Source organism: Streptomyces sp. NPDC028722 (genome assembly GCF_040637655.1).
In the GTDB taxonomy this organism is placed as follows: Bacteria; Actinomycetota; Actinomycetes; order Streptomycetales; family Streptomycetaceae; genus Streptomyces.
In genome coordinates this window covers 61,083-87,196 of record NZ_JBEZWU010000016.1, presented here as the reverse complement: position 1 = coordinate 87,196, position 26,114 = coordinate 61,083, and the positions used below count along the sequence as shown (strand labels likewise).

The following is a 26,114-nucleotide window of genomic DNA, read 5'->3' as shown; positions in this document are numbered from 1 at the left end:
CGCCCGCAACGGCGCCACCCGCCCGCCCACGGTTACCCCGGTGACCCCGCCGCCCGCGTCACGCTCCGCGCCGCAGCAGTCCCCGTATCGCCCGTGCCGTCGGCGAGACCCGCCGCGGTGCCGGTCCTGCTCGGTCCAGCCACCACTCCCGCAGCCCGCGCCGCGCCCCCGCGTTCCCCGGGCGCCCCAGCTTCAGCAGATGCTCCGCGAAATCCAGCGCGTCCCGCCGGTACCCCGCGGTCATCGGCCGCTGCCGCGCGTACGCCAGGAACGCCTCCCGGTACTCCGCCCCGAGGATCACCGGCAGCTCGGGTGCCACCTTCGCCACCACGTCCGCCCGCTTCGCCGCCAGGGCCCGCGCCTGCACCCGCATCCGCGCCCGGTCGAACCCCTCCGGCACCGGCGTCCCCGCCACCAGTGAGGACAGGACGGCGGTCTGGGCCACCCCGAGCCGCTCGCGGGCCCCGGTCACGGGCGGCGCCAGCACACCGACACCCCCGGCCCCCGTGCCCACGGCACCCCCGGTCGCCGTACCCGTCGCCGCCGTACCGTCCGCCGCACGGGACCGCCCGGCCGCCACCGCCTCCCTTACGGCGTCCAACTCCCGCACCAGGTCGGCTGGTTCGGGAAAGTTGTCGTCCCGCTCCAGGAGTACCCCGGGCGGCGCGACGCGGGAGGCGAGGGCGGTCAGGATGTCGAGCACCGGGCGTGGCACGGGGTGCGCGTGGCTGTCGTGCCAGACGCCGTCGCGCTCGAAGCCGCCCGCGACATGGACGTAGGCGATCGCCTCCGACGGCAGCGCGGCCAGCGCCTCGGCCGGGTCCTCGCCCCGGTTGACGTGGTTGGTGTGCAGGTTGGCCACGTCGATGAGCAGACGTACGCCGGTCCGCTCGACCAGCTCGGACAGGAACTGCCCCTCGGTCAGCTCCTCGCCCGGCCAGGAGAACAGCGCGGCGATGTTCTCCAGAGCCAGCGGCACCGGCAGCGCGTCCTGGGCGATGCGGACGTTCTCGCACAGCACGTCGAGGGCGTCCCGGGTGCGCGGCACGGGCAGCAGGTGCCCGGCCTCCAGCGGCGGGGACGCGGTGAGCGCCCCGCCCGCCCGGACGAAGGCGATGTGCTCGGTGACCAGCGGCGCCCCCAGTGCCTCCGCCCGCTCGGCGAGCGCCGCCAGCCGCGCCTCGTCGGGACGGTCCGCGCCACCGAGGCCGAGGGAGACACCGTGCGGGATCACCGTCACACCGCGCCGGCGCAGCCGCAGCAGCGACTGCGGGAGATGGCCGGGGCAGACGTTCTCCGCCACGACCTCCACCCAGTCGATGCCCGGCATCCCCTCCACGGCCTCCGCGATCTCCGGCCGCCATCCGATCCCGGTCCCCAGTCGCCCCATGCTGCGTTCCCCCTCCGGCCCGCGTTCGTGCGTCGAGCGAGGGGGATATGGCCCCGCCGGCGGGCCCCGAACCCCCTGCCTGCCGCGTTCAGAGCAACATTTGAGCTTCGGTCCCGCACCGGCCGGCGTTCCGCCGCCCGGCCGGATGCCCACCCTCCGTGGGACGGCAAGTGACGGCATGTCCAAGCAGAGGGTGTGGTCCCTGTACAGGGAGTCGAATTCCGGGGCGTCTTCTTGTACACATGCGGCTCATGACGTCTCCGGGGTGGTGAGCGGTAGGCTCGCTCGCGCGCTGGTCGCACGATCCCGAATCCCCAGCGCGCAGGCCGCGTTGCACCTCGAATCACGCGGCCGGAAGAATCCCGGTCGCTTTTCGCACCGGGCGAGAATCCCTGGTGCGGATGCGAAGCGCGTCCGATGACCCTTGGAGTGGCGCCGGGAGACCCGGCGAGGCCCTTGCTTGGCGGCCGGCCTCCCCGGATCTCCCTCGCGCACCGACGGGTCCTCATCCTGTTGCGAGGAGAGTGGTTCCCTTGACGCCTTTCGAAGGTATCCCAGCCGACCCCCGGCGCGGCAGCCGTGCTCTGGCCTGGTTCACGGCTTGCGTGGGCCTGCTGGCGATCGTCGTCTCGGTCGTCTTAGCCGTGGGCGGCCATGCCGAGGCGGCCGTGGCGGTGGCCTCGGTGGGTGCTGCTGTCGCCGGCAGCGGTGGCACGCGGGTGACGGTTCACGTCCGTCGCTGACGGCGGAGGGATGCGGCGCTCACCGTGGTCGAGGCCGTCACCGACGACATGCCGTTTCCCGTCGACCGCCGCGAAGCTTCCCCAGGCCGGCGGGAGCCGGACGCCGGACCGGCACCGTCCGTCCGCCCCGTGGCAGACGGACGGTGCCTCCCGGTGCGCCGGTCAGGGGCGCTCGACGCGACGAAGTCAGCCGACGCGGTCCGCGCCCTCCACCGCGACGGTCAGCCCGGGGGCGATCTCCGTGAAGCCGGCATCCCGGACCAGGGGGAGGCCGCTCGTGGTCAGGCGGGGCCAGTCGGCGGGGGCGGCCGTGCGGACGGTCAGGGGGAAGCCGGCGTCCCGCCACGCCGTGCGGTCCGCTTCGGACAGCGCCCACCAGGCCAGCTGGGCGCCGTGGCCCGCCTGGGCCATCGCCTTGCCGGCCGACATCTCCAGGTGGGGGTTCAGCCACAGCACGGGCTGTGCCGGGTCGGCGGCGGCGGGCGGCTCCGGGTCGTCCAGTTCCGTGCCCGACACCTGGAGCTTCGCCAGATCCTTGGGCCAGCCGTCCAGCGGGATCGGCGGGAAGACCCGGACCTCGGCGGACCTGCCGGTCACCGTGGTCCCGGGCAGGGTCCCGGCGCGCCGCCACTCGGCGCCCCGGGCCCGCCGGACCACCTTCCGGATGCGGGCGTCCTCCCAGTTCCGGACGGCCTCGGCCCATTCGCCGTCGCCCTGTGCCCGGTCGTCGCCGAGCAGGACGAGCACGGCCCGGGCGGCCGTCTCCAGCGCGTCGGTGCGGGCGGGCGGCGCGTCGCGTTCGATCCGTACGACGAGCGGCAGGACGAACTGGGGGGCCTGGTCGCGGGGATCGCGCGGGGAGTCGGAGGGGCTGTCGGCACTGGGGGCGGATACATGGCTCACGACGGACCAGCCTACGAAGCCGTGAGCGGGCGGATCAACGCGCGTGCCCCGGCGGCAGTGATCCGGGAGCGGGAGCCGGCCCCGCGCCCGTCACCCGGAGCACGCGGTGCGCTGGGCCTCCTGCCAGGTGCAGACGGGGCACAGGGTGATGCCTTTGTACGACTCCGGGTATTCCGTCGGTTCCCGGCACAGCACGCACTCCGCGTACGGCGGGCCGTCGGCCTTCGCGGGCCGTGTCGTGTCGGCGCCCGAGCAGAGGTTCTCGTGGTTCATGCCTTCAGCGTAGGACGGTCAGCGGTGTCCGCCGCTCTGGCCGATCAGCTCGGAGACCTTCACGAACCGGTAGCCGCGCCGGCGCAGTTCCGGTACGGCCGCGCGGACGACCTGCTCGGTGGTCGGGGCGGCGCTGCGGGTGCAGTGCATGACGACCACCGAGCCCGGTTTGACCCCGTCGAGCACCTGCCGGGTCACCGCGTCGGCGTCCGTGGCGAACGCGTCGCCGCTCACCACGTCCCACTGCACCGCGGTCACCCCGAGCCCGTTCAGCGCCCGCAGGGCCTGCTGGTCGTAACAGCCGCCGGGGAAGCGGAAGTACGGCATCGGGTGCGGCACGCCGGCCGCGTGCAGCGAGGTGTACGCCCGTTCGACGTCCGCCCGCATCCGGCCGGAGTCGACGGTGGGCAGGCCGTAGCAGTCGGCCGTGAACGCGTAGTGGCTCCAGGAGTGGTTGGCGACCTCGAACTGCGGGTCGGTGCCGAGATCGCGGGCCTCGGCCGGGTACTGGTCCGCCCACCGGCCGGTCATGAAGACGGTCGCCGGCACCTTCAGCGCACGCAGGGCGCTGATCAGGCCCGGGTTGTCGAAGTGCTCACCGGAGGCTGCGCGGGGGCCCTGGTCGGCGGTCATGTCGGCGTCGAAGGTGAACGCCACCGTCTTGCCCCGGGTGCGCGGACCGTGCTGGAAGACCGGGGTCAGTCCGCCGGGGCCCGGCGCGAGCACGGGCGGCCGGGTGGAGGAGGGGGACGCGGAGACGGAGGAGGCGGCCGGGGCGGGGCGCCCACCGCCCGCGGTGCCGCAGGCGGTGAGCGTCGCGCCCAGGGCGGCACAGACGGCGGTGAAGCGACGTACGTGTGGGATCACCGTACGAACGTAGGGCGCAATATTCGTTTGTACGGTGATATGACTCGTGGCGCGACGGTGCGGTCACCCGCGCGGCGGCGGGCAGCCCCTGTGCACGTTCGTCAGCCTCGGTCGGTCCGACGCCCCGGCCGGTCGCGCTCCGTCCAGGGCGACGTCGGTCAGTCCTTGTCCGTCGGCCGGTCCCTGCCCGTCGGGGAGCCGTCCAGGTCGCGGCGTTCCAGTGGCTTGACCGCCGGGCCCTCGATGACCGAGCCGTCCACGTCGAAGCGGGACCCGTGGCAGGGGCACTCCCAGGCGCGTTCGGCACGGTTGAAGGAGACCAGGCAGCCCATGTGGGTGCAGCGGGCCGACACGGCGTGCAGGGTGCCCGCCTCGTCGCGGTGCACGGCGACCCGTTCGCCGCCGGACCGGACCAGCGCGCCGTCGCCGGGGGCCAGCTCGTCCACCGAGGCCGGCGGTTTCAGCCGGTCGCCGACGAAGTGCCGGGCCACCTCCGCCTGCGTCTTCAGCAGCGACGGCGTCTCGCGGACCACCGACTTCAGCCGGCGCGGGTCGTACAGCTCCCGCCAGGCGCAGTCCCGGCCGGTGATCAGGGCGGTCAGCAGCAGTCCGGCCATGATGCCGCCGCTCAGGCCCCAGCCGCCGAACCCGGTGGCGACGTACGTGTGCCGGGCGCCCGGGTGGAAGGGGCCGACGAGCGGGACCGTGTCGGTGGACTCGTTGTCCTGCGTGGCCCAGGCGTGGTCGAGGCTCACCCCGGGGAAGTGCTCCTCCGCCCAGGCGGCGAGCCGTGCGAACCCGGCCTCCGGGTCACCGGTGCCGGGCGTGAAGTGCTCACCGGTGACGATGAGCATCCGCTGCCCGTCCGGGCCGTGGGGCGCCGTGCGTACCGAGCGGGTGTTCTCGTCCGGCGTGATGTACATGCCGTCCGGGTCGGGGCCGGAACCCAGCGGGCCGGCGACGACCAGTTCCCGGCGCGGGGACAGCCGGCTGAACAGCAGGGCCCGGTCGAACACCGGGTAATGGGTGGCGACCACGACGTCCCGGGCGGTCACGACGGCGCCTCCCTCGGTCGTCAGCCGGCACGGCTCGCCCTCCGTCAGGCCGGTGACCCGGGTGTGCTCGTACACCTGGCCGCCGTGCGCGAGCAGGTCGGCGGTGATCGCCCGGAGGTACTTGACCGGGTGGAACTGCGCCTGTCCGCTCACCCGGACGGCGCCCGCCACCGGGAACGGCAGCCCGGTCTCCGTGGTGAAGGCGGCCGGCAGGCCCGCCTCCCGGGCGGCCTCCGCCTCCGCGCGCACCTCGTCCGCCCGCGACGGGTCCCGGACGTAGGTGTACGCGTCCCTGGTCTCCCACTCGCACTCGATGCCCAGTTCGGCCACCAGCGCCGCCGCGTGCTCGATCGCCTCGGTCTGCGAGTGGGCGTACAGCCGGGCTCCCTCGGGGCCCCGGGTGCGCCGGAGCCGGTCGTAGACGAGGGTGTGCTGGGCGGTCAGCTTGGCGGTGGTGTGACCGGTGACGCCGGCCGCGGCCCGCCCGGCCTCCAGCACCGCCACCCGCAGCCCGGCCCGGGCCAGCTCGTGGGCGGTGCTCAGCCCGGCGATCCCCGCGCCGACGACGGCCACGTCGACGTCGAGGTCCCGGGTCAGGGCGGGGTGGTCCGGCCCGGGGGCGGTCCGCAGCCAGTACGAATCGGTGACCTTTCGCTGCTCGTGCATGCCCGGCGGGTACCCCGGCCCGCCCGGCTCACGTCTGCTTCAGCAGCCGCTCCCGGCACTCCGCCACGTCGAACTCCCCCTGCGGATACCGCGGATCCAGCTCCCGCAGATGTTCCAGGAGCAGCCGGCTGATCGCCCAGTTGCGGTACCACCTGCGGTCCGCCGGGACCAGGTACCAGGGCGCGTACGGCGCCGAGCAGTGCGCCAGGGCCAGCTCGTACGCCTCCTGGTAGGCGGGCCACAGGGCACGCTCGTCGATGTCGGCGGGGTCGAACTTCCAGTGCTTGTCGGGGCGGTCCAGACGGCGCAGCAGCCGGCGTTTCTGCTCCTCGGGGGAGAGGTGCAGGAAGCATTTGACGAGGGTGACGCCGTCCTCGGCGAGGGAGCGTTCGAAGTCGTTGATCAGACCGTAGCGGCTGCCGACCTCGGCGGGCCGGGCGAGGTGCCGGACGCGGGCGATGAGCACGTCCTCGTAGTGCGAGCGGTCGAAGATGCCGATCTCGCCGGGCTCGGGCAGCGCGCGCCGCACCCGCCACAGGAAGTCGTGCCGCCGCTCCTCCTCGGTGGGTGCCCTGAACGCCTTGATCCGGCAGCCCGTCGGGTTCAGCTCGCCGATGACGTGCTTGACCGTGCCGCCCTTGCCGCTGGTGTCCATGCCCTGGAGCACCAGCAGCACGCGACGGCGGTCGCCCGCCGTGCCCGCCGCCCACAGCCGTTCCTGGAGCCGGGCCAGGCGCCGGCCGGTCCGGGCGGTGTCGGCGAGCCCCGCCTGCTTGCCGCCCGGGGCGCCGGGGGTGGCCCGGGTGTCGTACCCGGCCAGGTCGACGCGCTCACCCGGCGGGAGGCGCAGCAGGTCGCGGAGGGGCTCGTCCTTCTTCCTGGTCGGGCGCTTCGGCACAGGTGGCCGGTCCTTCCGTCGGGGGGTGCGGACGTGGCGTCAAGGGTACGGCGCACGTGCTGCCCGGGGCGCGGCCGGCCCCGGGCACGGGACGTGGGTGCTAGCCGGGGTACGGCTCGCCGTCGGTGTGGGGCCCGCCGTCGGGACCGGACGCGGACACCGGCGGTACGGTCTCCGGGACCTGCTGCGCCGCCGTCTCCGGTGTGTGCTGCGGGATCTGCTGCGGGGCCGTCTCCGGTGTGTGCTGCGGAGCCGTCTGCGGGATCTGCTGCGGTACCTGTTGCGTCTGCTGCGGCTGTCCGGCCCGCTCCAGGAAGTGCAGCAGCTCCACCGGGATGGGCAGGACCAGCGTGGAGTTCTTCTCGGCCGCCACCGCCATCACCGTCTGGAGCAGCCGCAGCTGGAGCGCGGTCGGGGTGTCGGCCATCTGCTGGGCGGCCTCGGCGAGCTTGCGGGACGCCTGGAGTTCGGCGTCGGCGTTGATGATCCGGGCCCGGCGCTCGCGGTCCGCCTCCGCCTGGCGGGCCATGGACCGCTTCATCGTGTCCGGCAGGGAGACGTCCTTGATCTCGACCCGGTCGACCTGGACGCCCCAGCCCACGGCCGGGCTGTCGATCATCAGCTCCAGGCCCTGGTTGAGTTTCTCGCGGTCGGCGAGCAGGTCGTCCAGCTCGCTCTTGCCGATGATCGACCGCAGGGAGGTCTGCGCCATCTGGGACACCGCGAACCTGTAGTCCTCGACCTTCACCAGGGCGCTCACCGCGTCGACCACCCGGAAGTAGACCACCGCGTCCACCCGGACGGTGACGTTGTCACGGGTGATGCCCTCCTGGGCCGGCACCGGCATCGTCACGATCTGCATGTTGACCTTCTGAAGCCGGTCCACGAAGGGGATGATCAGGTTCAGGCCCGGTGCCCGTACCTCCTCCGCGACCTGGCCGAGCCGGAAGAGCACACCCCGCTCGTACTGTTTGACCACCCGCGCTGCCATCGCCAGGTAGACCAGTGCGGCGGCGCATGCCACCACCACGGCCACCACAAGCACCTCGACCATGGTGAGCCTCCTCGCCCAGAGGTCGGGTTTGTCTGCTGTTGCCACGATAGGCCCGTAAGGCCGGGATGCCGAGAGATTCCGGCATCCCGGCCCCACGGGCGGCCCCTCACGCCGCCGTGACCAGCTTCACCGGCTCCGTGCCGGCCGCGCTGTGCCGTGCGGCCCAGTTCTCCAGGGCCGTGCGGCAGGCGTGGTCCAGGTGGTGCAGCCCCGACAGGTCGAGCCGGACCGGGCGGTCCTGGGGGAGCGACTCCAGGGTGTCCAGGATCTTCGGCAGCCGCAGGAAGGTCGCGTTGCCCGACAGATGTCCCTCGACGGGGCCCGCACCCTCGTCGGTGACCTCCAGCCGGATGTGCGAGGCCTCCCAGGCGGTCTTCACCACCGCAAGGGCGAGACCGATGAGCACGCCCTCGAACATGCTGACCGTCACGATGGCGACCGCCGTGACGGCGAGGACCAGCGCCTCTCCGCGGTGCTCGCGCCACAGCCCGGCCAGCGCCCGGACGGGGATCAGCTTGGCGCCCGCGTGGACGAGGATGCCCGCGAGGGCCGGGACGGGGATGTAGGCGAGCACGCCCGGCAGCAGGGCCGCGAACAGCAGCAGCCAGACGCCGTGCAGCACCCGGGAGGCCTTGGTACGGGCCCCGGCCTGGACGTTGGCCGCGCTGCGCACGATCACCGCGGTCATCGGCAGGGCGCCGAGGAGGCCGCACACCGCGTTGCCCGCGCCCTGGGCGAGGAGTTCACGGTTGTACTGGGTGCGCGGCCCGGAGTGCAGCCGGTCCACGGCCGCCGCGCTGAACAGCGATTCGGCGGACGCGATGAGGGTGAAGGCGACGACCGTGCCCAGCAGTCCCACCCCGGCCAGTTCGCCGAACGCGCTCAGCGGCGGCGGCTGGACCGAGCCGAGCAGGCCCCGCACCTCCACGGTGGCCACGGGCAGGTTCAGCGCGAGCGCGGCCAGTGTGGCGAGCCCGACCGCGGCGAGCGCGCCGGGCACCGTGCGCAGCTTCGCGGGGGCGTGCTTCCACAGCAGCAGCACCGCGACCGTGCCCGCGCACACCGCTAGCGAGGCCAGCGCCCCACTGTCGCCGAAGGCGTCCAGGAACGCGCCGGGCAGCCCGGTGATCTTGCTCAGGCCGGAGTCGGGGGCCTTCGCCGCCAGCGCCGGATAGAGCTGCCCGGCGATGATCACCAGGCCGATCCCGGCCAGCATGCCCTCCACGACGGAGACCGAGATCGCGCGGAAGTAGCGGCCGAGGCGCAGCAGGCCCATGGCCATCTGGAGCAGTCCGGCGGTGAGCACGATCACGCCGAGCACCGGCAGCCCGAACTCCTTGACCGCCTCGAAGACGAGCACGGTCATGCCGGCCGCCGGGCCCGACACCTGAAGGCTGCTGCCGCGCATCAGCCCGGTGACGAGGCCGCCGACGATGCCGGTGACCAGGCCGAGTTCGGCCGGGACACCGGAGGCGACGGCCACGCCCACGCACAGCGGTAACGCGACCAGGAAGACGACGAGCGAGGCGGCGAAGTCCTGCCGCAGGTGCGGGGGCCGGGAGACGCGGGCCAGGCGGGAGGTACGGGATATGAGGGTGCGGTCGTCGGTCATCGGCGTGCTCACAGGGCCTCGAAGGTGTCGGTCTGCGGGCGGTGCGTCCGTACGGCGCCGGTGTGCACCTCGTAGTACCAGGCGTGCAGGCCGAGCCGGTCCTCCGCCAGCTTCCGCTCGACACAGGGGTACGAGCGCAGCCGCAGCAGCTGGGTCAGGACGTGGCTCTGCACACCCTCGGCGACCTCCGGGTCCTCGGCCGCGCCGGCCGGACGCGGGGTGGCGTGCGCCAGCCAGTCGCGCACGGCGGGTACGGCGGTCAGGTCGTCGCCGCGCACCAGGGCGCCGACGGCCCCGCAGTGCGAGTGGCCGCAGACCACGATGTCGCGGACGCCGAGCACCTCCACGGCGTACTCGATGGTGGCGGCCTCGCCGGTGGGGTGCGCGGAGGCGTACGGCGGGACGATGTTGCCCGCGGTGCGCAGCTCGAACAGCTCGCCGGGGCGGGCGCCCGTGATCAGGGCCGGGACGACCCGGGAATCGGAGCAGGTGATGAAGAGCACCTGCGGGGACTGGCCTTCGGCGAGCTCGGCGAACTCCTCAGGGCGCTGTCCGAAGGTACGGGCGTTGTCGATGAGGGGCTGCATGTATGTGGTCCTCCTGGCGCGCCTGCCTGGCGCGTCGGGCTCGAACGACGGTTGTGGGGGTGGAGAGGGGAGCGGCGGGGCCCGGCTCTCAGCAGCGGAAGACCTGGAGGGCGGCCGGGGTGTGCGCTCCGGAGGCTCCGGGTGCGTGGCGGTGCCGGCCGCCGGAGGGGTCGGACGGGGCCGTGCCGGCCGCCCGGCCGGATATGAGGGGGTGCTCCTGCGCGCAGGGGGAGGCGGGGCCCCGGTGCCGGTCGCGCACCTGCGGGACACCCGCGGGACGGACCGGGCGGTCCGGGGTGCGGACCGTCTCCGTGCCGTCGTGCGCCGGTGGTACGGAGAGGTGGATTCCGGTCTTGCTCTTGGCCAGTGCCTGACCGTGCGTGTGCGCGGATGCGAAGGTTCCGGCGGGGGTGAAGAGCTGGAGGGCGAGCAGTGTGACGCCCAGGAGGGCGAGCAGGATCCGGGCGGTCGTACCTCGGAACATGAGCCCCCCTCCGCTTTTGTCACGCCTCTTGTCCGGACCAAGTACTGGTCAACGGATGGTCAAGAAACACGTTAACCCCGCGAAGCCCTTTGCAGGGTTAACAGCGCGTTACGCGCCCGAGAGAGCGTGAAAACCGTAGGTGGCGTGGCGTGAACCCGCCCCTGCCCCACGGTCGTCCGGCCGGCTGCCGTCCGGCCGGGGTGAGCGTGCCGGCTAGCCGCCGACCAGTCCCTTCGCGTCCCGGGCCAGCGCGGTGAGCCGGGATATCGCGCGGAAGTACTTCTTGCGGTAGCCGCCGTTCAGCATCTCCTCGCTGAACAGCCGGTCGAACGGCTGCCCCGAGGCGAGCACCGGGACCTCGCGGTCGTAGAGCCGGTCGGCGAGCACCACCAGGCGCAGCGCCGTCGACTGGTCCGGCACGGGCCGCACGCCGGTCAGGCACACCGCCCGGAGCCCGTCGGTCAGCGCGCCGTACCGGCTCGGATGCACCCGCGCCAGGTGCTCCAGCAGCCCGGTGAAGTCGTCCAGCGAGGCGCCCTCGGTGGCGAAGGCCGTCTTCATGACCTCCTCGTCGGAGAACGGCGCCGGCGCCTCGGGCAGGCCGCGGTGACGGTAGTCCTCGCCGTCGATGCGCAGGGCGCGGAAGTGGGCCGACAGGCCCTGGATCTCGCGTAGGAAGTCGGCGGCGGCGAACCGCCCCTCGCCCAGCTTGCCGGGCAGCGTGTTGGAGGTGGCGGCGAGCGCCACACCCGCCTCGACCAGCTTTCCGAGCAGCGTGGAGACGAGAACCGTGTCGCCGGGGTCGTCGAGTTCGAACTCGTCGATGCACAGCAGGCTGTGCCCGGACAGCGTCTGCACGGTCTGCTGGAAGCCCAGGGCGCCGACCAGGTTCGTCAGCTCCACGAAGGTGCCGAACGCCTTGCGGGAGGCGTCGGCCGGAGCGGCGTGCCACAGGGAGGCGAGCAGATGGGTCTTGCCGACGCCGTAGCCGCCGTCCAGGTACACCCCGCGCGGGCCCGCCGGGGCCTTGGGCGCCCTGGCCCGGCCGAGGCCGAAGAAGCCGCGCCGGCCGGTGCCGCCGGCGGGCGCGGCGCCGAGCCCGGCCGCGAAGCCCTCCAGCACCTGGACGGCCTCCGTCTGGCTGGGCTGCCCGGGGTCCGGGATGTACGTGGCGAAGCGGACCGAGTCGAAACGCGGGGGCGGCACCATCTCCGCGACCAGGCGGTCGGCGGGAACGCGCGGCTCACGGGCGCACAGGGACACGGGGCCCGCGTCCGGCACAGGGCTGGATCCGGGGGCGGTGGTGGAGGACGACACAGTTCTTCATGCTAAGCGCCGTGCCACACTGCACGTCATGCGACGCCTGTTCCCTGTGACCGACGAAACAGCAGCCCAGGCCCCCGGCACCGGTGCCAAGGCCGCGAGCCGGGGACCGGAAGGGGAGAGGGGGGCGGCCCGTACGGGCGGTGCCACGGCCCCTGACGCCGCCGGGCTCCCTGACGCCGCCGGGGCCGTGGACCGCGAGTGGAGCCTCGCCGAGCTGGCCGCCGCGTACGCCTACCCGGCGTCCGGACCGGGCGCCCCGCGGCCCTGGCTGCGGGCCAACATGATCTCCTCCCTGGACGGCGCCGCCCAGCACGAGGGCCGCTCCCAGCCCATCTCCAGCGCCACCGACATGCGGGTCTTCGGCACGCTGCGGGCGCTCGCGGACGTCGTCCTCGTGGGCGCCGAGACGGTACGGCAGGAGGGGTACCGCCCGGCTCGCGTGCGCGCGGAGTTCGCCGGGGCCCGCGCGGCGGCCGGGCAGGACCCGGTCCCGGCGATCGCGATCGTCAGCGCGAGCCTGGAACTGGACTTCACGCTCCCGCTGTTCACCTCCCCGCTGGTGCCCACGCTGGTTCTGACCGGGGCCGCGGCGGCCCCCGACCGGGTCGCCGCCGCGGAGAAGGCCGGCGCCCGGGTGCTGGTCGCCGGGGACGGCACGGGCGTCGAGCCCGCGCGCGCGGTGCGGGCCCTCGCGGGCCTCGGCCACACCCGGCTGCTGACCGAGGGCGGCCCCCGGCTCCTGGGCCAGCTGATCGCCGCCGAGGTGCTGGACGAGCTGTGCCTGACCGTGTCGCCGACACTCACCGCGGGGGACGCGCAGCGCATCGCCGGGGGGCCGGCGGTCGCCGTGCCGCAGCGGTTCGTCCTCGCGTCCCTGCTGGAGGAGGACGGGTTCCTGTACAGCCGTTACCGCCGGCCCTGACGCCGGCCCCCGACGATCGACATCGGCAACGACTTCGGCGGAATCTGCTGTTCCGATTGGCTCGGCGGGCAGACTTGGTCGGCAGTACCCGTGCGATCACGGGGAAGGATGGTTTCCGCAGGGGCCCTGCCGGGCCCCGCAGGACAGCGGGCCCCGCGGGCCCTCGCAGGAAAGAGGCGCCTGGTGTTCACAAGCGTTCTGATGATCGAGAAGGCCCTGACGTCCGCCGACGTGGAGTTCGTCACCACCTTGCACGGAGACGAGCCCGTCTCCTTCCACGTGTTGCTCCAGCCGCGCGGCGACCAGGCGGACCGTCTGCTGCGGGCCATCGACGACATCGCGCTCGGCGAACTCGACGAGGCGGTGCGGGAGAGAGAGACCCCGGAGGGGCAGGACGCCAGGAGCGTCGGGCAGCAGGCCCTCGACGTGTCGCTCCAGGCGCTGCGCTCGGCGGGCGGCACGGCGCAGGGGCGGCTGGTCGAGGACCATCCGCTGGAGGCGCTGAAGGGGGTCGTGGCCGAGGTGAACGCCGACGAGGTGATCGTGCTGACCGACCCGCACTACGTCGAGGAGTTCTTCCACCGGGACTGGGCCTCCCGGGCCCGGCACAAGGTGGGCGTGCCGGTGCTCAAGCTGTTCTCGCACAGCAAGGCGTAGGCGGAGCGGGGGAGGCCCGGCCGCCTCCCCGCGCGGCGCCCGGTGCGCCAGCGCATAGGCTAGGTCCTGCTCTGGCTCGTACCGTCTCTGGGGAGAAACGCATGGCACCCGGCCTTCCTGCCGCCATGGACCGACCGCACTTCATCGGCATCGGCGGCGCCGGAATGTCGGGTATCGCCAAGATCCTCGCGCAGCGCGGGGCACGGGTGGCCGGCAGCGACGCCAAGGACTCGGCGACCGCGCAGGCGCTGCGGGCGCTCGGCGTCACCGTGCACATCGGGCACGCCGCCGGGCACCTCGCGGACGACGCCAGCTGCGTCGTCGTGTCGTCGGCGATCCGCACGGACAACCCGGAGCTGGCCCGCGCCGCCGAGCTGGGCATCCCGGTGGTGCACCGCTCCGACGCGCTCGCCGCGCTGATGCTGGGGCTGCGCCCGATCGCCGTGGCCGGTACCCACGGCAAGACGACCACCACCTCGATGCTGGCGGTCTGCCTGACCGAGCTGGGCCTGCGGCCGTCGTACGCCATCGGCGGCGACCTGGACGCCCCGGGCTCCAACGCGCTGCACGGCGAGGGGGACATCTTCGTCGCCGAGGCCGACGAGTCGGACCGCAGCTTCCACAAGTACGCCCCCGAGGTCGCCATCGTCCTCAACGTCGAGCTGGACCACCACGCCAACTACGCGTCCATGGACGAGATCTACGAGTCGTTCGAGACGTTCGTGGACCGTGTCACCGACGGCGGCACCCTGGTCGTCTCCGCCGACCACGAGGGCGCCCGCGAGCTGACCCGGCGCGTCCGGGAGCGCGCGGTGCGGACCGTCACCTACGGCGAGGCCGAGGACGCCGACGTGCGCGTCCTGAGGATCGTCCCGCAGGGGCTGAAGAGCGAGGTCACGGCCGTGCTGGACGGGCAGGAGCTGACCTTCGCCGTCTCCGTGCCGGGCCGGCACTACGCCCTCAACGCCGTCGCCGCGCTCGCCGCCGGCGCCGCCCTCGGCATCCCGGCCGCCGAGCTGGCGCCCGCGCTCGCCGCCTACACCGGCGTCAAGCGGCGCCTCCAGCTCAAGGGCGAGGCGGCCGGCGTGCAGGTGATCGACTCCTACGCCCACCACCCCACCGAGATGACCGCCGACCTGGAGGCCATGCGTGCCGCCGCCGGTGACGCCCGCATCCTCGTCGTCTTCCAGCCGCACCTGTTCTCCCGCACCCAGGAACTGGGCAAGGAGATGGGGCAGGCGCTGGCCCTCGCCGACGCCTCCGTGGTCCTGGACATCTACCCGGCCCGGGAGGACCCGATCCCCGGTGTCACCAGCGAGCTGATCATCGAGGCCGCGCGCGCGGCGGGCGCCGACGTCACCGCCGTGTCCGGCAGGACGGAGATCCCCGCGGTGATCGCGGGAATGGCGAAGCCCGGTGATCTCGTTCTCACCATGGGCGCGGGTGATGTGACCGACCTGGGCCCGCTGATCCTGGACCGCCTGTCGCAGTGAAAAGGGGCTGAGAACTGATGTCGTACGACGTCGAGAAGCCGGAGGAGCAGTGGCGCGCGGAGCTGAACCCGGCCGAGTACGCCGTCCTCCGCCAGGCCGGCACCGAGCCGGCCTTCACCGGTGAGTACACGGACACGAAGACCGAGGGCGTGTACTCCTGCCGGGCCTGCGGTGCCGAGCTGTTCACCTCCGGGACCAAGTTCGCGTCGCACTGCGGCTGGCCGTCCTTCTACGACCCGAAGGACACCGACGCCGTGGAGCTGGTGCAGGACCGCTCCCACGGCATGGTCCGCACCGAGGTGCGGTGCGCCCGCTGCGGTTCGCACCTCGGGCACGTCTTCGAGGGTGAGGGGTATCCGACCCCGACCGACCAGCGCTACTGCATCAACTCCATCTCCCTGCGGCTGAGCCCCGACGAGGGCTGACGCGGCCGACGTGCCCGGCGGCCGGGACGACCCGGCCGCCTCGCCGCCGTATCGCCCGCCCGCCCGCCGCCGCCGAACCGCGGCGCCGCAGGCGGTCTAGACTCGCTGCCCAACGGCCTGCGCGGGGAAGAAAAGTGGCGGAAGCGGGCGGAAATAGGTCAAATCCGAAGGGTGTCCGGCGTTTTGATACGGATAGACTCAGTCACGAAGCGATACGCGGACGGCACGGTCGCGGTCGACCGGCTGTCACTGGAGATACCCGACCGCGCGATCACCGTCCTCGTCGGACCCTCCGGCTGCGGCAAGACGACGACCCTGCGGATGATCAACCGGATGGTGGAGCCCAGCGAGGGCAGCATCCTCCTCGACGGCCAGGACATCAGGCGGCAGCCGGTCAACACCCTGCGCCGGTCCATGGGCTACGTCATCCAGAACGCCGGGCTCTTCCAGCACCGCACCATCCTCGACAACATCGCCACCGTGCCCCGCCTGCTCGGCTGGCACAAGCAGAAGGCACGAGCCCGGGCCGCCGAGCTGATGGAGCGGGTCGGACTCGACTCGGCCCTGGCGAAGAGGTATCCGTACCAGCTCTCCGGCGGCCAGCAGCAGCGCGTCGGCGTGGCCCGCGCGCTCGCCGCCGACCCGCCGGTGCTGCTGATGGACGAACCGTTCTCCGCCGTCGACCCCATCGTCCGCAAGGGCCTCCAGGACGAACTCCTGCGCATCCAGCAGGAGCTGGGCAAGACCATCGTCTTCGTCACCCACGACATCGACGAGGCGATCAAGCTGGGCACGAAGGTCGCCGTGCTGCGCACCGGTGGCCGGCTCGCCCAGTTCGCCCCGCCCGCCGAACTGCTCAGCGCGCCCGCCGACTCCTTCGTGGAGGACTTCCTCGGCGCCGACCGCGGCATCCGCCGGCTGTCCTTCTTCCCGTCCGCGGGACTGCGGCTGGAGACCGGGCCCGTCGTCCCGATCGACGCCGACGCCGAGCAGCTCGCCTCCCGGGCCACGGCCGACTGGCTCCTCGTCACCGATACTGACGGCAGGCCGCTCGGCTGGAGCGAACCGGACCGGCTGACCGCCGGATCCGTCGACCGGGACCGGCTCCTGCCGTACGGGCGGCCGTTCGTGCCCGGCACCGACTCGCTGCGCACCGCGCTCGACGGGGCCGTGCTCTCGCCGACCGGGTGGGCGGTCGCGGTGGACGGCGAGGGGATCGCCGTCGGCGTCGTCTCCCAGCAGGTCATCGGCGAGGCGATCCGCGCCGCCCACGACCGCGCGGCGGAGCGGACCGAGGTGAACGCCGGGTGATGAGCGGCTTCTTCGACCTCCCCAGCGACCTCCAGCACAGCTATCTCGGACTCGTCGGGCTGCATCTGCGCGAGGCCCTGCTGCCGGTGCTGGCCGGACTGCTCGTCTCGCTGCCCGTGGCCCAGCTGTGCGTACGGTTCCGCTGGATGTACCCGCCCGTCCTCGGCATCACCACCGTCCTCTACGCCATCCCGTCGCTGGCCTTCTTCGTCGTGCTCATCGACTACTTCGGGCAGAGCGAGACGACCGTGATGGTCCCGCTCGCCCTCTACAGCCTGGTCGTGCTGGTCCCGGCGATCGTCGACGGTGTCCGCTCGGTGCCTCCCGAGACCCTCGCCGCCGCCCAGGCCATGGGCTTCGGGGCCGTACGGCGCTACTTCCAGATCCAGTTGCCCATCGCCGTACCCGCGATCATCGCCGGCCTCAGGGTGGCGACCGTCTCCAGCATCTCCCTGGTCAGCGTCGGCATGCTCATCGGCAACCAGGGCGCCCTCGGCAACATGCTCTACGACGCCCAGACCTACCACCGCCCCGCCCTCGCCGTGAACTCGGTCGTGACCATCGCGGTGCTGGGCATCCTCGCCGACGGCGTGCTGGTCCTTCTCCGCCTCCTGCTCACCCCCTGGATGCCGCGGAAGGGTGCCACCCGGTGAACGTCCTGAACTTCGCGCACTCCTTCTTCAGCGACAGCGCCCACTGGCACGGCTACGACGGCATCCCCACCCGGTTCGCCGAGCACCTCAGGTACTCGCTGGAAGCGCTCCTGATCGCCGCCGCGATCGGACTGCCCGTCGGCCTGCTCACCGGCCACACCGGGCGCGGCGGCAACACGCTCGCCCTCCTCGCCACCGCCGGGCGCGCCCTTCCCAGCTTCGGCCTGCTCGTGCTGATGTTCCTCTGGATCGGCTTCGGCCTGCTGCCGGTGATGATCCCGCTGGTGGTGCTCGCCGTACCGCCGATCCTGGTCACCGCCTACGAGGCGGTCCGCTCGGTCGACCCGTCCCCGGTGGACGCGGCCCGCGGCATGGGGATGTCCGAGACCCGCGTGCTGCTCCAGGTCGAGCTGCCGGTCGCGCTGCCGCTGGTCCTGAGCGGACTGCGCACGGCGGCCATCCAGATCGTCTCCACCGCCACCATCGCCGCGTACGTCAGCCTCGGCGGCCTCGGCCGGTACATCATCGACGGCCTCTACCAGAGGAACTACGACAAGGTCGTCGGCGGCGCCACCCTGGTCGCCGGACTGGCCCTCGCGACCCTCGGCCTGTTCTGGGCGGTGGCCCGGCTCACGGTGTCCCCGGGCGTACGCAGGAGCGGCTGAGCCCTCACCGTCCGGTGCGGCCCGCGCTCCCCGGCGGTGCCCCCCTGTCACCCGCAGTCACCCGATGTCCCCCGGGAGCCGGGACGGCCCGGGGCCCGTCGGCGACCCCGCGCGGCACGGACGCGGGCACAACAGGCCGCAGATCGAGGCCAATCGGTGATCGGAGGCACTTGACTGACCGAGAACCGGCTGGATTGGATCGACTGGTGACTTACACGACCCACTTCAGCAGGTCCATCCGAAGGAACCGAAGCGCGGCGGTGGTCGCCCTCGCGGCGGCGACGGCTCTGCTGGCGGGCTGTTCCTCCACGGACGACAAGGGCGGCAACCCGCTCACGGACGACAAGGCGAGCGGCGACAGCGTCGTCGTCGGCTCCAACAACTTCCCCGAGAGCACCCTGCTCGCCGACATCTACGGCGAGGCCCTCAGGGCCAAGGGCTTCAGCATCACGTACAAGCCGAACATCGGCAGCCGCGAGACCACCTACGGGCTGCTCAAGAACGGCGCCGTGACCGTGCTGCCCGAGTACAACGGCGCGCTGCTGGCCTACCTCGACCAGAAGGCCGCGCCGAGGACCGCCGACGAGACCACGGCCGCCATCAAGGCCGCGCTGGACCCGAAGCTGACGCTGCTGAACCCGGCGCCGGCCCAGAACAAGGACTCGGTGACGGTCAACGCGGCCACCGCCAAGAAGTACCACCTCACCGGGAAGTCCTCCGTCGCCGACCTGAAGGACATCGCCAAGGACCTGGTCATCGGCGGCTCGCCGGAGTTCCAGACCCGGCAGCAGGGCCTGGTGGGCCTGAAGTCCGTCTACGGCCTGGACTTCAAGTCCTTCAAGGCGCTGGACGCGGGCGGCCCGCTCACGCTGGCGGCGCTGTCGAAGGACGCGGTGCAGGTCGCGGACCTCTTCACCACCGACCCGAACATCGCCAAGGAGAAGTTCGTCGTCCTCCGGGACCCGAAGAACCTCTTCGGCTTCGAGAACGTCCAGCCGCTCGTCCACAAGAACTCCCTGTCGCAGAAGGGTGTCGACGCCCTCAACGCCGTCTCGGCCAAGCTGGACACCGCGACCCTGCTGGACCTGGACACCCAGGCGCAGGTGCAGAAGAAGGACCCGCTGGACGTCGCCAAGGCCTGGCTGAAGTCCGCCGGTCTCGCCTGACGGGCCACCGCCGGCCACGGCCGTGGCCGATGACGACGCGGGTCCCCCGGAGCGCCGGGGCACCCGCGTCGTCGCGCTCCCGCGTCTCCCAGCCCGCGTCTCCCAGCCCGCCTCTCCTAGCCCTCGTCGTCCCAGCCCTCGTCGTCCTGGTCGTCGTCCTGGTCGTCGCCCTGGTCCTCGAAGTAGTCGCCGATCTCGTCCACGGCCTCCGCGGCCACCATGCCGCCCACGACCCCGGCGGCGAGACCCGCCGCTCCCATGGCCACGGCCGTCCCCACGCCCGGGCCCGAGGGAGGGCCGAAGCCGTGACCGGCTCCGGGCGTCCCGTCGTGACCGTACGCCGCGTGGCTGTCGTAGGCGTCGCGGTGTTCGGTGAGCCGGTGGATCCAGCCGCTGACCTCCGCGTGCCAGTCCAGGGCCGGCGCGTCCTCGTGACGCACCGTGAACCGGGTCAGCGCGTCGTGCCCCGGTGACAGCAGCCCGCTGCGCTTGTCGGCCTCCAGCACGATCTCGACGCCCGTGGGGGAGGCGAGGAAGGTCAGCTCGATCTCGTTCACCGCGTGCGCGTACCGCGGGGGCGGGGTCAGCTCGATCTCCTGGTAGAACGGCAGCCGCTGGCCCGTGCCGCCGATGCGGCCGTACTCCAGGTCGGCCGAGCGGAAACCGAAGCCCAGCCGGCCGAGGGCCTCCAGCACGGCCTCCTGCACCGGGAGGGGACGCACGGCGAGCGGATCCAGGTCGCCGCTGTCCCGGGCGCCGGCCACCGCGACCTCCGTGCGCACGCCGAGGACGATGCCCAGGGGCCGGCCGTGCAGCTCGGTCACCGGCGTCTCCCAGGGCAGCGGCACGCTGAACGGCAGCTCGCGCACCTCCTGCTCGCCGAGTCGGAAGCCGCCGCCGACCGGGAACCGTTCGAAGACGACCGTTCCCTCGCTCTCACCTTCCGCGTGCTCCGCCTCCACGCGGGCGAGCAGCTCCAGGCCGACGCGCTCCACCTCCACGGACGCGCCGCCGCCGCGCACCAGCACCCGGCCCGTCAGCGCGCCGCCGGGCAGGGCCGCGTCGCTGTCCAGCACCGTGTCCACGGAGGGGCCGCCGACCCCGAGCGCGCCCAGCAGCCTCTTGAACACCATGCCGTAGCTCCTTCGTTCATCGCCTCGTCCGCACGGCGTTCCACCGCCGTCCGGCGCATGGTGAACTCGCGGCCACGGCGCAGAAGTTCCCAGGTCACCTGTTCGGGGGACAACCCCGCCGGGTCGTGGCCCGACGCCCCGCAGCCCTCAGGTCGTGCCTTCCGCGCCCTCCGGCGCCCGTGCCGCCGTCCTCGCCTGCCTGCGGCGTGCGCGGCGGCTGACGCGGGGCTGCTGGTCGGGGAGCCAGCCGAAGGTCAGGCAGCTGCCGGTGGCGCCGAGCAGGAGGCCGAGGAAGAAGCCGCCGAGGTTGGAGGTGAGCCAGGTGCCCAGCGAGAGCAGGATGCCGGTGAGGGAGTAGAAGAGCCGCTGGGAGGGGTTGAAGAGGATCAGCAGGCCCAGCAGCACCATCAGTCCGGGCAGCAGGTAGCCCGCCAGGCCCTGCATGCCGATGTGCAGCACGACCTTCAGCGAGGCCTTCTCGGTGAGCAGGATCTCGCCGCCGCCCAGGGCGAGCAGCAGCCCGCCCCAGAACGGCCGGCGGGCCCGCCACCTGCGGAAGGCGGGCCTCGGTCCCAGACGCGGACGGTCCGGCACGGTGATCAGCAGCCCGAGTCGCTGAAGCTCAGCTTCAGACCCGGCAGCCGGAACACTCCCGCGGTGGTCGCGTAGTTGGTCTGCCGCAGTTTGGCGATCCGCACGGTGTCGGCCTGCTGGCTGAAGACCCCGATCGGGCCCTTGACGCCCGCCTTGGTCAGCGTGCTGGCGTCGTTGCCGATCTCGATGTTGTCGAACGAGGCGTCACCCGACAGCTCGGTGGAGTCGGTGGTCAGATCGCGCGCGCTGACCTTCTCCTTTCCGCCGCCCGCCTTGATCAGCAGGTTGGTGCCGCCGAGGTCGACGCTCTGGCACAGCTTGGTCAGCGTGGCGTTCTTGATCGCGGAGGTGATGACGAGCACCTGGCCGCCGCTGTCCCCGGCGTTGGGGCTGCCGTCCGCCATGTTGTCGAGCGAGCCGAACTGTTCGAAGCCGGTGCCTTTCAGTTCGGTCGCGGTGACCGTGAACGGCATGCCGGAGATCGCGAACTGCACACCGAGCGCACCCTGTGCGGTGAGGACGGCGAGGCCGGCGGCGATCAGCGTGGCGGGTACGGCCATCACCGCCGCCCGGCGGGCCCGGACGCGGCCCCGCCGTTCGCCGCCGGTGGCGGTCCCGGCGGTGCCCGGGATGTCGAAGGGGAAACCGGTTGCTGCGTTCTCAGGGGTGTTGCCGGCGGACGGAACGTCCGGGGACGAGGCCATAACTGCTCCCATGGGCATGGATCAATGCGGTGTGGGCTTCAGTGGCGCGGTGTCCTGGCGCGGACAGGGGCAACCGCGTACGCCTCCTCACGTCTCCCGGGGGAGGCAAGGGCTTGCTGGTTACGCGGCAGTAGCCTTTCGAGGAAGTTACCGCCGGTTACATTGAAGGGTCAAGGGAGATGTGAAAAAAGGGTGCCGGATGTGCGCGGACCGCTTCCGCCTGGCACAACTCCGCCCCTACGCCTTGACGTTGACGAACCATCAGGTCTACAACTGCCTCTGTTTCCACGGATCCGTGGCGCCGGATCCAGCAAGCGGCACCAGCCGGGTCCCGGCGCGGTGCCCGCCGCGTCCGCCACGCGGACCGGCCGCGTTCCCGGCCCTGTCACGGCAACCGATCCACTCACAGCGCGGCTCCGTCACGGTCGTTCCCCCCTGTGGTTCCGTGCCGGCCGCCCCTTTTTCGCCGGCGCGGCCGGAGGTCTTCCGCCGAGGCCTCCGGCCGCGTCCGGTCCGCCGCCGTCGCCGGTCCGTCGTGCACGGAGAAGGCGCAACGGCCCTGCGCCGGCGGCACCCAGCACCGCTCACCCCCCACCTCACCTCAGTTGTCCCCCCACTCATTGAAGAGAGGCACTCGCATGCGCAAGCGCTCCCTCCTCGCACTCGCCGGCACCGCCACCGCACTCGCCCTCACGGCGGCCACCCCGGCCTCCGCGGCCGGCGCGGTCCTCACCACCGGCAGCGCCGGCGGCACCGCGGTCGCGGTCGGCGACACCCTCACGGCGCCCCTGGCCTCCGGCACGTCGGCCACGTTCTACTCCAGTGCGACCGGCACCAGCGGCGTCAAGTGCACGGGGTCCCAGTTCACCGCCAAGGTCACCGGCAACCCGACCGCCCCCGGCACGGCCACGGAGTCCGTCACCGCGCACACCTTCGACAGCTCGACCTGCACCAGCAACGTCACCGGTGTGCTCGGGGTCAACGGCATCACCATCGACAACCTGCCCTACGCGGCGACGGTCGCCTCCGACGGCACCCTCACGGTCACGCCCCCGAGCGGCTCCGTCATCCAGGCCACGGTCAAGCTGCGCACCCTGCTGGGCGGCGTCACCTGCGTCTACCGGGCACCCGGCCTGACCGGCAAGTCCGGCAACGCCGACAGCAGCATCACCTTCACCAACCAGCAGTTCACGAAGTTCTCCGGCTCGTCGCTCTGCTTCGCCAACGGCTTCTTCACGGCGAAGTACGCGCCCGTCACCGACGCGGGCGCGCGGGTCTACGTCAACTAGCGCGTCGTAGCACCTCGTTCAGCGTCGTCGCAGCCGCAGAGCGAGGGCGGCGCCCCCGGTGAGCAGCAGCACCGCGGCGGCGCCGCCCGCGAGCAGCGGCGCCGAGACCCCCGAGCCGTCGCGGGTGGCGTCCACCACCGGCGACCCGTCACCCGCGGCGGCCCCGGGGCGTCCGTTCCGCCGCCCGTGCGCGGCGGTCGGGCCCGTCGGCGGTGAACCCGCCGTCCGTGCGGGCCGCGGACGCGACGACGCCCCAGCCGTCGCCGCCGGTGTCGTGCCCGTGGCCGCGCCGGCGGCCTTCGCGCGCCCCGGGAACACCACGTCGGAACACGAGTAGTACGTGTCCGGCGTGCTGCTGTTCTGCCAGACCGTGTAGAGGACCTGCCGGCCCGTCCGGTCCGCCGGCAGCGTCGCGCCGATGTGGTACGCGCCGTCGCGCAGCGGCGGGTCGGTGACCTCGGCGAAGGGCCGCTCCGGTAGATCGGACCAGGTCAGCGGCTTCGCGGGGTCGTAGCCCGGCCGGGTCAGATACAGCCGGAACGTGCCGGTGTGCGCGATGGTCGACGCGTACGTCAGTGTCAGCCGGGCGCCCGGCGTCAGCCGCGTCGCCGGCCAGTCCGGCCGGGCCAGGTCCAGCCCCCGGTACGCCGGCAGGTCGCCGCTGCACAGCCGGCCGTCCGGAATCACCCGCCGGTCCCGGCCCGCGACCCCCGCCACCCGCAGGTTGTCCCACGCGGTGAACGGCGCGCCGTTCGCCGCGACCGCGGCCCGGCAGGCCGCCGACCGCGTGGCACCGCCGCCCTCCGGGGAGCACGCGTAGACCCGGCTGACCGGATCCGTGGGCGCGCCGTGCGCCCGCGCCGGCCCCGCCGCCCACGGCAGGAGCAGGAGCGGCGCCGCCGTGGCGGCCACCCTGACACTCAGGCGGACGGTCATCCGGGTCATCGGGGAGGTCTCCTCGGCGGGCACGGGAATCTGGGGCTGCGGCGTCCAGTACGGCGCCGACGCCCACCCCGTTCACCGGAGCCCGCGGACGGGACAGGGGGGCGTGAAAGCACCGACCGGTCCGGCTGTTTCGCGCCTGCTCCGAGATCTCGTTGAGGAGCGCGCCACCCGCCTCGTAGGGTGGTGATCATGGGCGCGCCGGCCACCCCCGGAGCCGGTGACACGTGTCCCGTCCAGAGGCCGGGACGCCGGACTTCCGTTGCCGTTCGGTGAGTTATCGTATGCAAGGGGTTAAAACAAACCGCATGTCCCGTTCGTTCGCAGCGCGAGGAGGGGTCCCACGATGGCAAGGCAGTTACGCGCCGAGCAGACCCGGGCAACCATCATCACGGCCGCCGCCGACCTGTTCGACCGGCAGGGCTACGAGACCACCAGCCTGAGCGACATCGTCGCACACGCGAAGGTCACCAAGGGCGCCCTGTACTTCCACTTCGCCGCCAAGGAGGACCTGGCGCACGCCATCCTGGAACTCCAGGCCACGGCCGCCCAACGGGTCGTGGCCGACGTGGAGAGCCGCGGCTGCTCCTCCCTGGAGTCCCTGATGCGCACGACGTTCGGCATCGCCCGGCTCGCCGTGGAGGACCCGGTGCCACGCGCCGGACTCCGCCTCGCCACCGCGGACATCGCCGTACGGCCGCCGCTGCGCCACCCGTTCACCGAATGGCTGGAGTACGCCACCCGCAAGTTCGGCGGAGCCGTGCGGGAGTCCGACGTGCACGGCGAACTCGACGTCGGCGCCGTCGCCCACTCCCTCGTCTGCTTCTTCATCGGCACCCGGGTCGCCGGCCGCTCCCTCGAACCGATCGGACGGCTGCCGCGCCGGGTCGCCGAGATGTGGCACCTGATGATCCGGGGCCTCGTCCCCGTGCACCGCCGCCCCCGCTACGTCACCCTCGCCACCCAGCTGGAGCGGGAGACCAGAGCCGCCTGACCCGGGCGGTACGGTGACGGACATGCCCGACACCCCCTTCGCACCCGTGATCCGCGGTGACGAGCCCGGTTCGTTCCCGCACAGCGTGCTGGCCGAGCGGCACCCCGCGATCATCCGGCAGGTGCGGGACGCCTTCCCGTACGGTCCCGCGCAGCACACGGCGCTGGACGAGCTGCTGACGAACTGCACCGAGGGCACGGTCGGGCCGCTGCCCGCCGACGCCCCGGACCGGGACCGCTGGGACGCCTGGGGCCTGCCCGCCGCCATCGGCCGTTCCTGGTACGACGTGCCGTGGCTGTGGTCCGAGAGCTACTTCTACCGCCGGCTCCTCGACGCCGTCGGCCACACCGGCCCGGGCGCCTGGCAGGGCATCGACCCCTTCCGTCCGGTCAAGCGCGCCGAACTCGACGCCCCCGAGACCGACGGGGAACTGGCCGCCCTGGACGGCCTGCGGGACCTGCCCGAGGAGGAGCGGGCGCGCGCCCTGCTGCACGGTTCACTGTGGGGAAACCGCGCCGACCTCGGCTTCCGGCTCTCCGCCGCGGACGCCGGAACCCGGCAGCCGGTCCCCGCCCTGGTCGCCGACGACAGCGAGGTCCTGTGGTCGCTGCTGCCACCCGCCGGCACCGGCACACTGGTGCTGGTCGCGGACAACGCCGGCCGCGAACTCCTCCCCGATCTCCTGCTGATCGCCCACCTCCTCGCCGAGGGCCGGACCGCGCGGGCCGTCCTGCACGTCAAGCCGTACCCCTACTACGTCTCCGACGCCACCACCGCCGACGTGGTCGACGCCCTGCACCGGCTGCGCACGGCGCCCGGCGCGGCGGGCGGGTACGGGCGCGTGCTGTGGTCCGCCATGGCCGACGGCCGCCTCACCGTCCGCGCCCACCCCTTCTCCTGCGCCCCGCTGCCGTACGCCGACATGCCGGACGACCTGCGCGCCGAGTTCGCGTCGGCCACACTGACCGTCGTCAAGGGCGACCTCAACTACCGCCGTCTGGTGGGCGACCGGTTCTGGCCGCCCACCACGCCCTTCCGGGAGAGGACCGCGTACTTCCCCGGCCCGGTCGCCGCGCTGCGCACCCTCAAGTCCGAGGTGATCACCGGTCTGACCGCCGCGACCGAGGCCGCGCTGGTGGCCGCCGAGGGGCAGCGCTGGCGGACCAGCGGGACGCACGCGCTCATCCAGGCCGACCCGGCGGACGGGGTACGACGGCGGTGACGTGACGCCGTCGACGCGGTGCCGGTCCGGCACGGGTGCGCACGGGACCGTTCGGCGCGCGGAATTCCGCGTTTCGCGGATGGTTC

At 73.0% G+C, this 26,114-nt stretch carries 27 protein-coding genes; 12 read left to right on the top strand and 15 right to left on the bottom strand.

Features of this window, described 5'->3' with window-relative positions; all coding sequences use genetic code 11:
* Positions 1 to 58: 58 nt before the first annotated feature.
* Complete coding sequence (locus tag AB0F03_RS23710) at positions 59 to 1,390, bottom strand: DUF692 domain-containing protein (RefSeq protein WP_361995285.1); 1,332 nt, start codon at positions 1,388 to 1,390, stop codon at positions 59 to 61.
* Positions 1,391 to 1,923: 533 nt separating this feature from the next.
* Between AB0F03_RS23710 and AB0F03_RS23705 the strand changes: the two genes are divergently transcribed.
* The gene (locus AB0F03_RS23705; RefSeq protein ID WP_361995283.1) at positions 1,924 to 2,133 is read left to right on the top strand and encodes a hypothetical protein; all 210 of its coding nucleotides are present in this window, start codon (positions 1,924 to 1,926) and stop codon (positions 2,131 to 2,133) included.
* 186 nt (positions 2,134 to 2,319) lie between these two features.
* On the opposite strand, the gene AB0F03_RS23700 is transcribed toward AB0F03_RS23705, so the two are convergent.
* The 10 genes from AB0F03_RS23700 to zapE all read right to left on the bottom strand — a co-directional run bounded on the left by AB0F03_RS23700 (position 2,320) and on the right by zapE (position 11,849).
* Entirely contained in the window at positions 2,320 to 3,036 is a 717-nt protein-coding gene (locus AB0F03_RS23700) for a peptidyl-tRNA hydrolase (RefSeq protein ID WP_361995281.1), read from the bottom strand.
* A gap of 90 nt (positions 3,037 to 3,126) precedes the next feature.
* Positions 3,127 to 3,309, bottom strand: coding sequence for a hypothetical protein (locus tag AB0F03_RS23695; protein ID WP_361995279.1), 183 nt, complete (start codon positions 3,307 to 3,309; stop codon positions 3,127 to 3,129).
* Positions 3,310 to 3,327: 18 nt separating this feature from the next.
* Positions 3,328 to 4,176, bottom strand: coding sequence for a polysaccharide deacetylase family protein (locus tag AB0F03_RS23690; protein ID WP_361995277.1), 849 nt, complete (start codon positions 4,174 to 4,176; stop codon positions 3,328 to 3,330).
* Positions 4,177 to 4,334: 158 nt separating this feature from the next.
* On the bottom strand, positions 4,335 to 5,897 hold the full coding sequence (locus AB0F03_RS23685; protein WP_361995275.1) for an FAD-dependent oxidoreductase: 1,563 nt from the start codon (positions 5,895 to 5,897) through the stop codon (positions 4,335 to 4,337).
* A 28-nt stretch (positions 5,898 to 5,925) separates the two neighbouring features.
* The gene (locus tag AB0F03_RS23680) at positions 5,926 to 6,795 is read right to left on the bottom strand and encodes a PPK2 family polyphosphate kinase (protein WP_361995273.1); all 870 of its coding nucleotides are present in this window, start codon (positions 6,793 to 6,795) and stop codon (positions 5,926 to 5,928) included.
* 100 nt (positions 6,796 to 6,895) lie between these two features.
* Positions 6,896 to 7,849: a slipin family protein gene (locus AB0F03_RS23675; RefSeq protein ID WP_361995271.1), complete on the bottom strand. Its 954-nt coding sequence runs from the start codon at positions 7,847 to 7,849 to the stop codon at positions 6,896 to 6,898.
* A 106-nt stretch (positions 7,850 to 7,955) separates the two neighbouring features.
* Positions 7,956 to 9,461 carry a SulP family inorganic anion transporter gene (locus AB0F03_RS23670; protein ID WP_361995269.1) on the bottom strand — a complete coding sequence of 502 codons (1,506 nt, stop codon included), beginning with the start codon at positions 9,459 to 9,461 and terminating at the stop codon, positions 7,956 to 7,958.
* Positions 9,462 to 9,469: 8 nt separating this feature from the next.
* Positions 9,470 to 10,048 carry a carbonic anhydrase gene (locus tag AB0F03_RS23665; protein ID WP_361995267.1) on the bottom strand — a complete coding sequence of 193 codons (579 nt, stop codon included), beginning with the start codon at positions 10,046 to 10,048 and terminating at the stop codon, positions 9,470 to 9,472.
* Between the two features lie 88 nt (positions 10,049 to 10,136).
* Positions 10,137 to 10,532: a hypothetical protein gene (locus tag AB0F03_RS23660; protein ID WP_361995265.1), complete on the bottom strand. Its 396-nt coding sequence runs from the start codon at positions 10,530 to 10,532 to the stop codon at positions 10,137 to 10,139.
* A 213-nt stretch (positions 10,533 to 10,745) separates the two neighbouring features.
* On the bottom strand, positions 10,746 to 11,849 hold the full coding sequence (zapE, locus tag AB0F03_RS23655) for a cell division protein ZapE (RefSeq protein ID WP_361995263.1): 1,104 nt from the start codon (positions 11,847 to 11,849) through the stop codon (positions 10,746 to 10,748).
* A gap of 37 nt (positions 11,850 to 11,886) precedes the next feature.
* Between zapE and AB0F03_RS23650 the strand changes: the two genes are divergently transcribed.
* From AB0F03_RS23650 to AB0F03_RS23615, 8 genes are all read left to right on the top strand, one after another.
* Positions 11,887 to 12,780 carry a pyrimidine reductase family protein gene (locus AB0F03_RS23650; RefSeq protein WP_361995261.1) on the top strand — a complete coding sequence of 298 codons (894 nt, stop codon included), beginning with the start codon at positions 11,887 to 11,889 and terminating at the stop codon, positions 12,778 to 12,780.
* Positions 12,781 to 12,963: 183 nt separating this feature from the next.
* Positions 12,964 to 13,437 (top strand): indole-3-glycerol phosphate synthase, encoded by a 474-nt coding sequence (locus AB0F03_RS23645; RefSeq protein ID WP_361995259.1) that lies wholly within the window; start codon positions 12,964 to 12,966, stop codon positions 13,435 to 13,437.
* A 101-nt stretch (positions 13,438 to 13,538) separates the two neighbouring features.
* On the top strand, positions 13,539 to 14,930 hold the full coding sequence (gene murC, locus AB0F03_RS23640; protein WP_361995257.1) for a UDP-N-acetylmuramate--L-alanine ligase: 1,392 nt from the start codon (positions 13,539 to 13,541) through the stop codon (positions 14,928 to 14,930).
* A 17-nt stretch (positions 14,931 to 14,947) separates the two neighbouring features.
* On the top strand, positions 14,948 to 15,355 hold the full coding sequence (gene msrB / locus AB0F03_RS23635) for a peptide-methionine (R)-S-oxide reductase MsrB (RefSeq protein ID WP_361995255.1): 408 nt from the start codon (positions 14,948 to 14,950) through the stop codon (positions 15,353 to 15,355).
* A gap of 183 nt (positions 15,356 to 15,538) precedes the next feature.
* Positions 15,539 to 16,666, top strand: a complete 1,128-nt coding sequence (locus AB0F03_RS23630; protein ID WP_361995254.1) for an ABC transporter ATP-binding protein — start codon at positions 15,539 to 15,541, stop codon at positions 16,664 to 16,666.
* Complete coding sequence (locus AB0F03_RS23625; protein WP_361995252.1) at positions 16,666 to 17,319, top strand: ABC transporter permease subunit; 654 nt, start codon at positions 16,666 to 16,668, stop codon at positions 17,317 to 17,319. The genes AB0F03_RS23630 and AB0F03_RS23625 overlap by 1 nt, the downstream gene beginning before the upstream one ends.
* Positions 17,316 to 17,984 carry an ABC transporter permease gene (locus AB0F03_RS23620; protein WP_361995250.1) on the top strand — a complete coding sequence of 223 codons (669 nt, stop codon included), beginning with the start codon at positions 17,316 to 17,318 and terminating at the stop codon, positions 17,982 to 17,984. Before AB0F03_RS23625 ends, AB0F03_RS23620 begins: the two co-directional genes overlap by 4 nt.
* A gap of 206 nt (positions 17,985 to 18,190) precedes the next feature.
* The gene (locus tag AB0F03_RS23615; RefSeq protein ID WP_361995249.1) at positions 18,191 to 19,150 is read left to right on the top strand and encodes an ABC transporter substrate-binding protein; all 960 of its coding nucleotides are present in this window, start codon (positions 18,191 to 18,193) and stop codon (positions 19,148 to 19,150) included.
* A 116-nt stretch (positions 19,151 to 19,266) separates the two neighbouring features.
* On the opposite strand, the gene AB0F03_RS23610 is transcribed toward AB0F03_RS23615, so the two are convergent.
* The 3 genes from AB0F03_RS23610 to AB0F03_RS23600 all read right to left on the bottom strand — a co-directional run bounded on the left by AB0F03_RS23610 (position 19,267) and on the right by AB0F03_RS23600 (position 21,581).
* The gene (locus AB0F03_RS23610) at positions 19,267 to 20,283 is read right to left on the bottom strand and encodes a sporulation protein (protein ID WP_361995247.1); all 1,017 of its coding nucleotides are present in this window, start codon (positions 20,281 to 20,283) and stop codon (positions 19,267 to 19,269) included.
* Positions 20,284 to 20,430: 147 nt separating this feature from the next.
* A complete protein-coding gene (locus tag AB0F03_RS23605) occupies positions 20,431 to 20,877 on the bottom strand; it encodes a DUF6114 domain-containing protein (RefSeq protein WP_361995245.1) in 447 nt (148 codons plus the stop codon).
* Between the two features lie 5 nt (positions 20,878 to 20,882).
* Positions 20,883 to 21,581, bottom strand: a complete 699-nt coding sequence (locus tag AB0F03_RS23600; protein WP_361995243.1) for a DUF6230 family protein — start codon at positions 21,579 to 21,581, stop codon at positions 20,883 to 20,885.
* 638 nt (positions 21,582 to 22,219) lie between these two features.
* Here AB0F03_RS23600 and AB0F03_RS23595 point away from each other — a divergent pair.
* A complete protein-coding gene (locus tag AB0F03_RS23595) occupies positions 22,220 to 22,870 on the top strand; it encodes a Tat pathway signal sequence domain protein (protein ID WP_361995241.1) in 651 nt (216 codons plus the stop codon).
* Positions 22,871 to 22,888: 18 nt separating this feature from the next.
* On the opposite strand, the gene AB0F03_RS23590 is transcribed toward AB0F03_RS23595, so the two are convergent.
* Positions 22,889 to 23,815: a lytic polysaccharide monooxygenase gene (locus AB0F03_RS23590; protein ID WP_361995239.1), complete on the bottom strand. Its 927-nt coding sequence runs from the start codon at positions 23,813 to 23,815 to the stop codon at positions 22,889 to 22,891.
* A 343-nt stretch (positions 23,816 to 24,158) separates the two neighbouring features.
* Here AB0F03_RS23590 and AB0F03_RS23585 point away from each other — a divergent pair, with 343 nt between their 5' ends.
* Positions 24,159 to 24,806, top strand: coding sequence for a ScbR family autoregulator-binding transcription factor (locus AB0F03_RS23585; RefSeq protein ID WP_361995237.1), 648 nt, complete (start codon positions 24,159 to 24,161; stop codon positions 24,804 to 24,806).
* A 22-nt stretch (positions 24,807 to 24,828) separates the two neighbouring features.
* Positions 24,829 to 26,028 (top strand): damage-control phosphatase ARMT1 family protein, encoded by a 1,200-nt coding sequence (locus AB0F03_RS23580; RefSeq protein ID WP_361995235.1) that lies wholly within the window; start codon positions 24,829 to 24,831, stop codon positions 26,026 to 26,028.
* Positions 26,029 to 26,114: the final 86 nt, after the last annotated feature.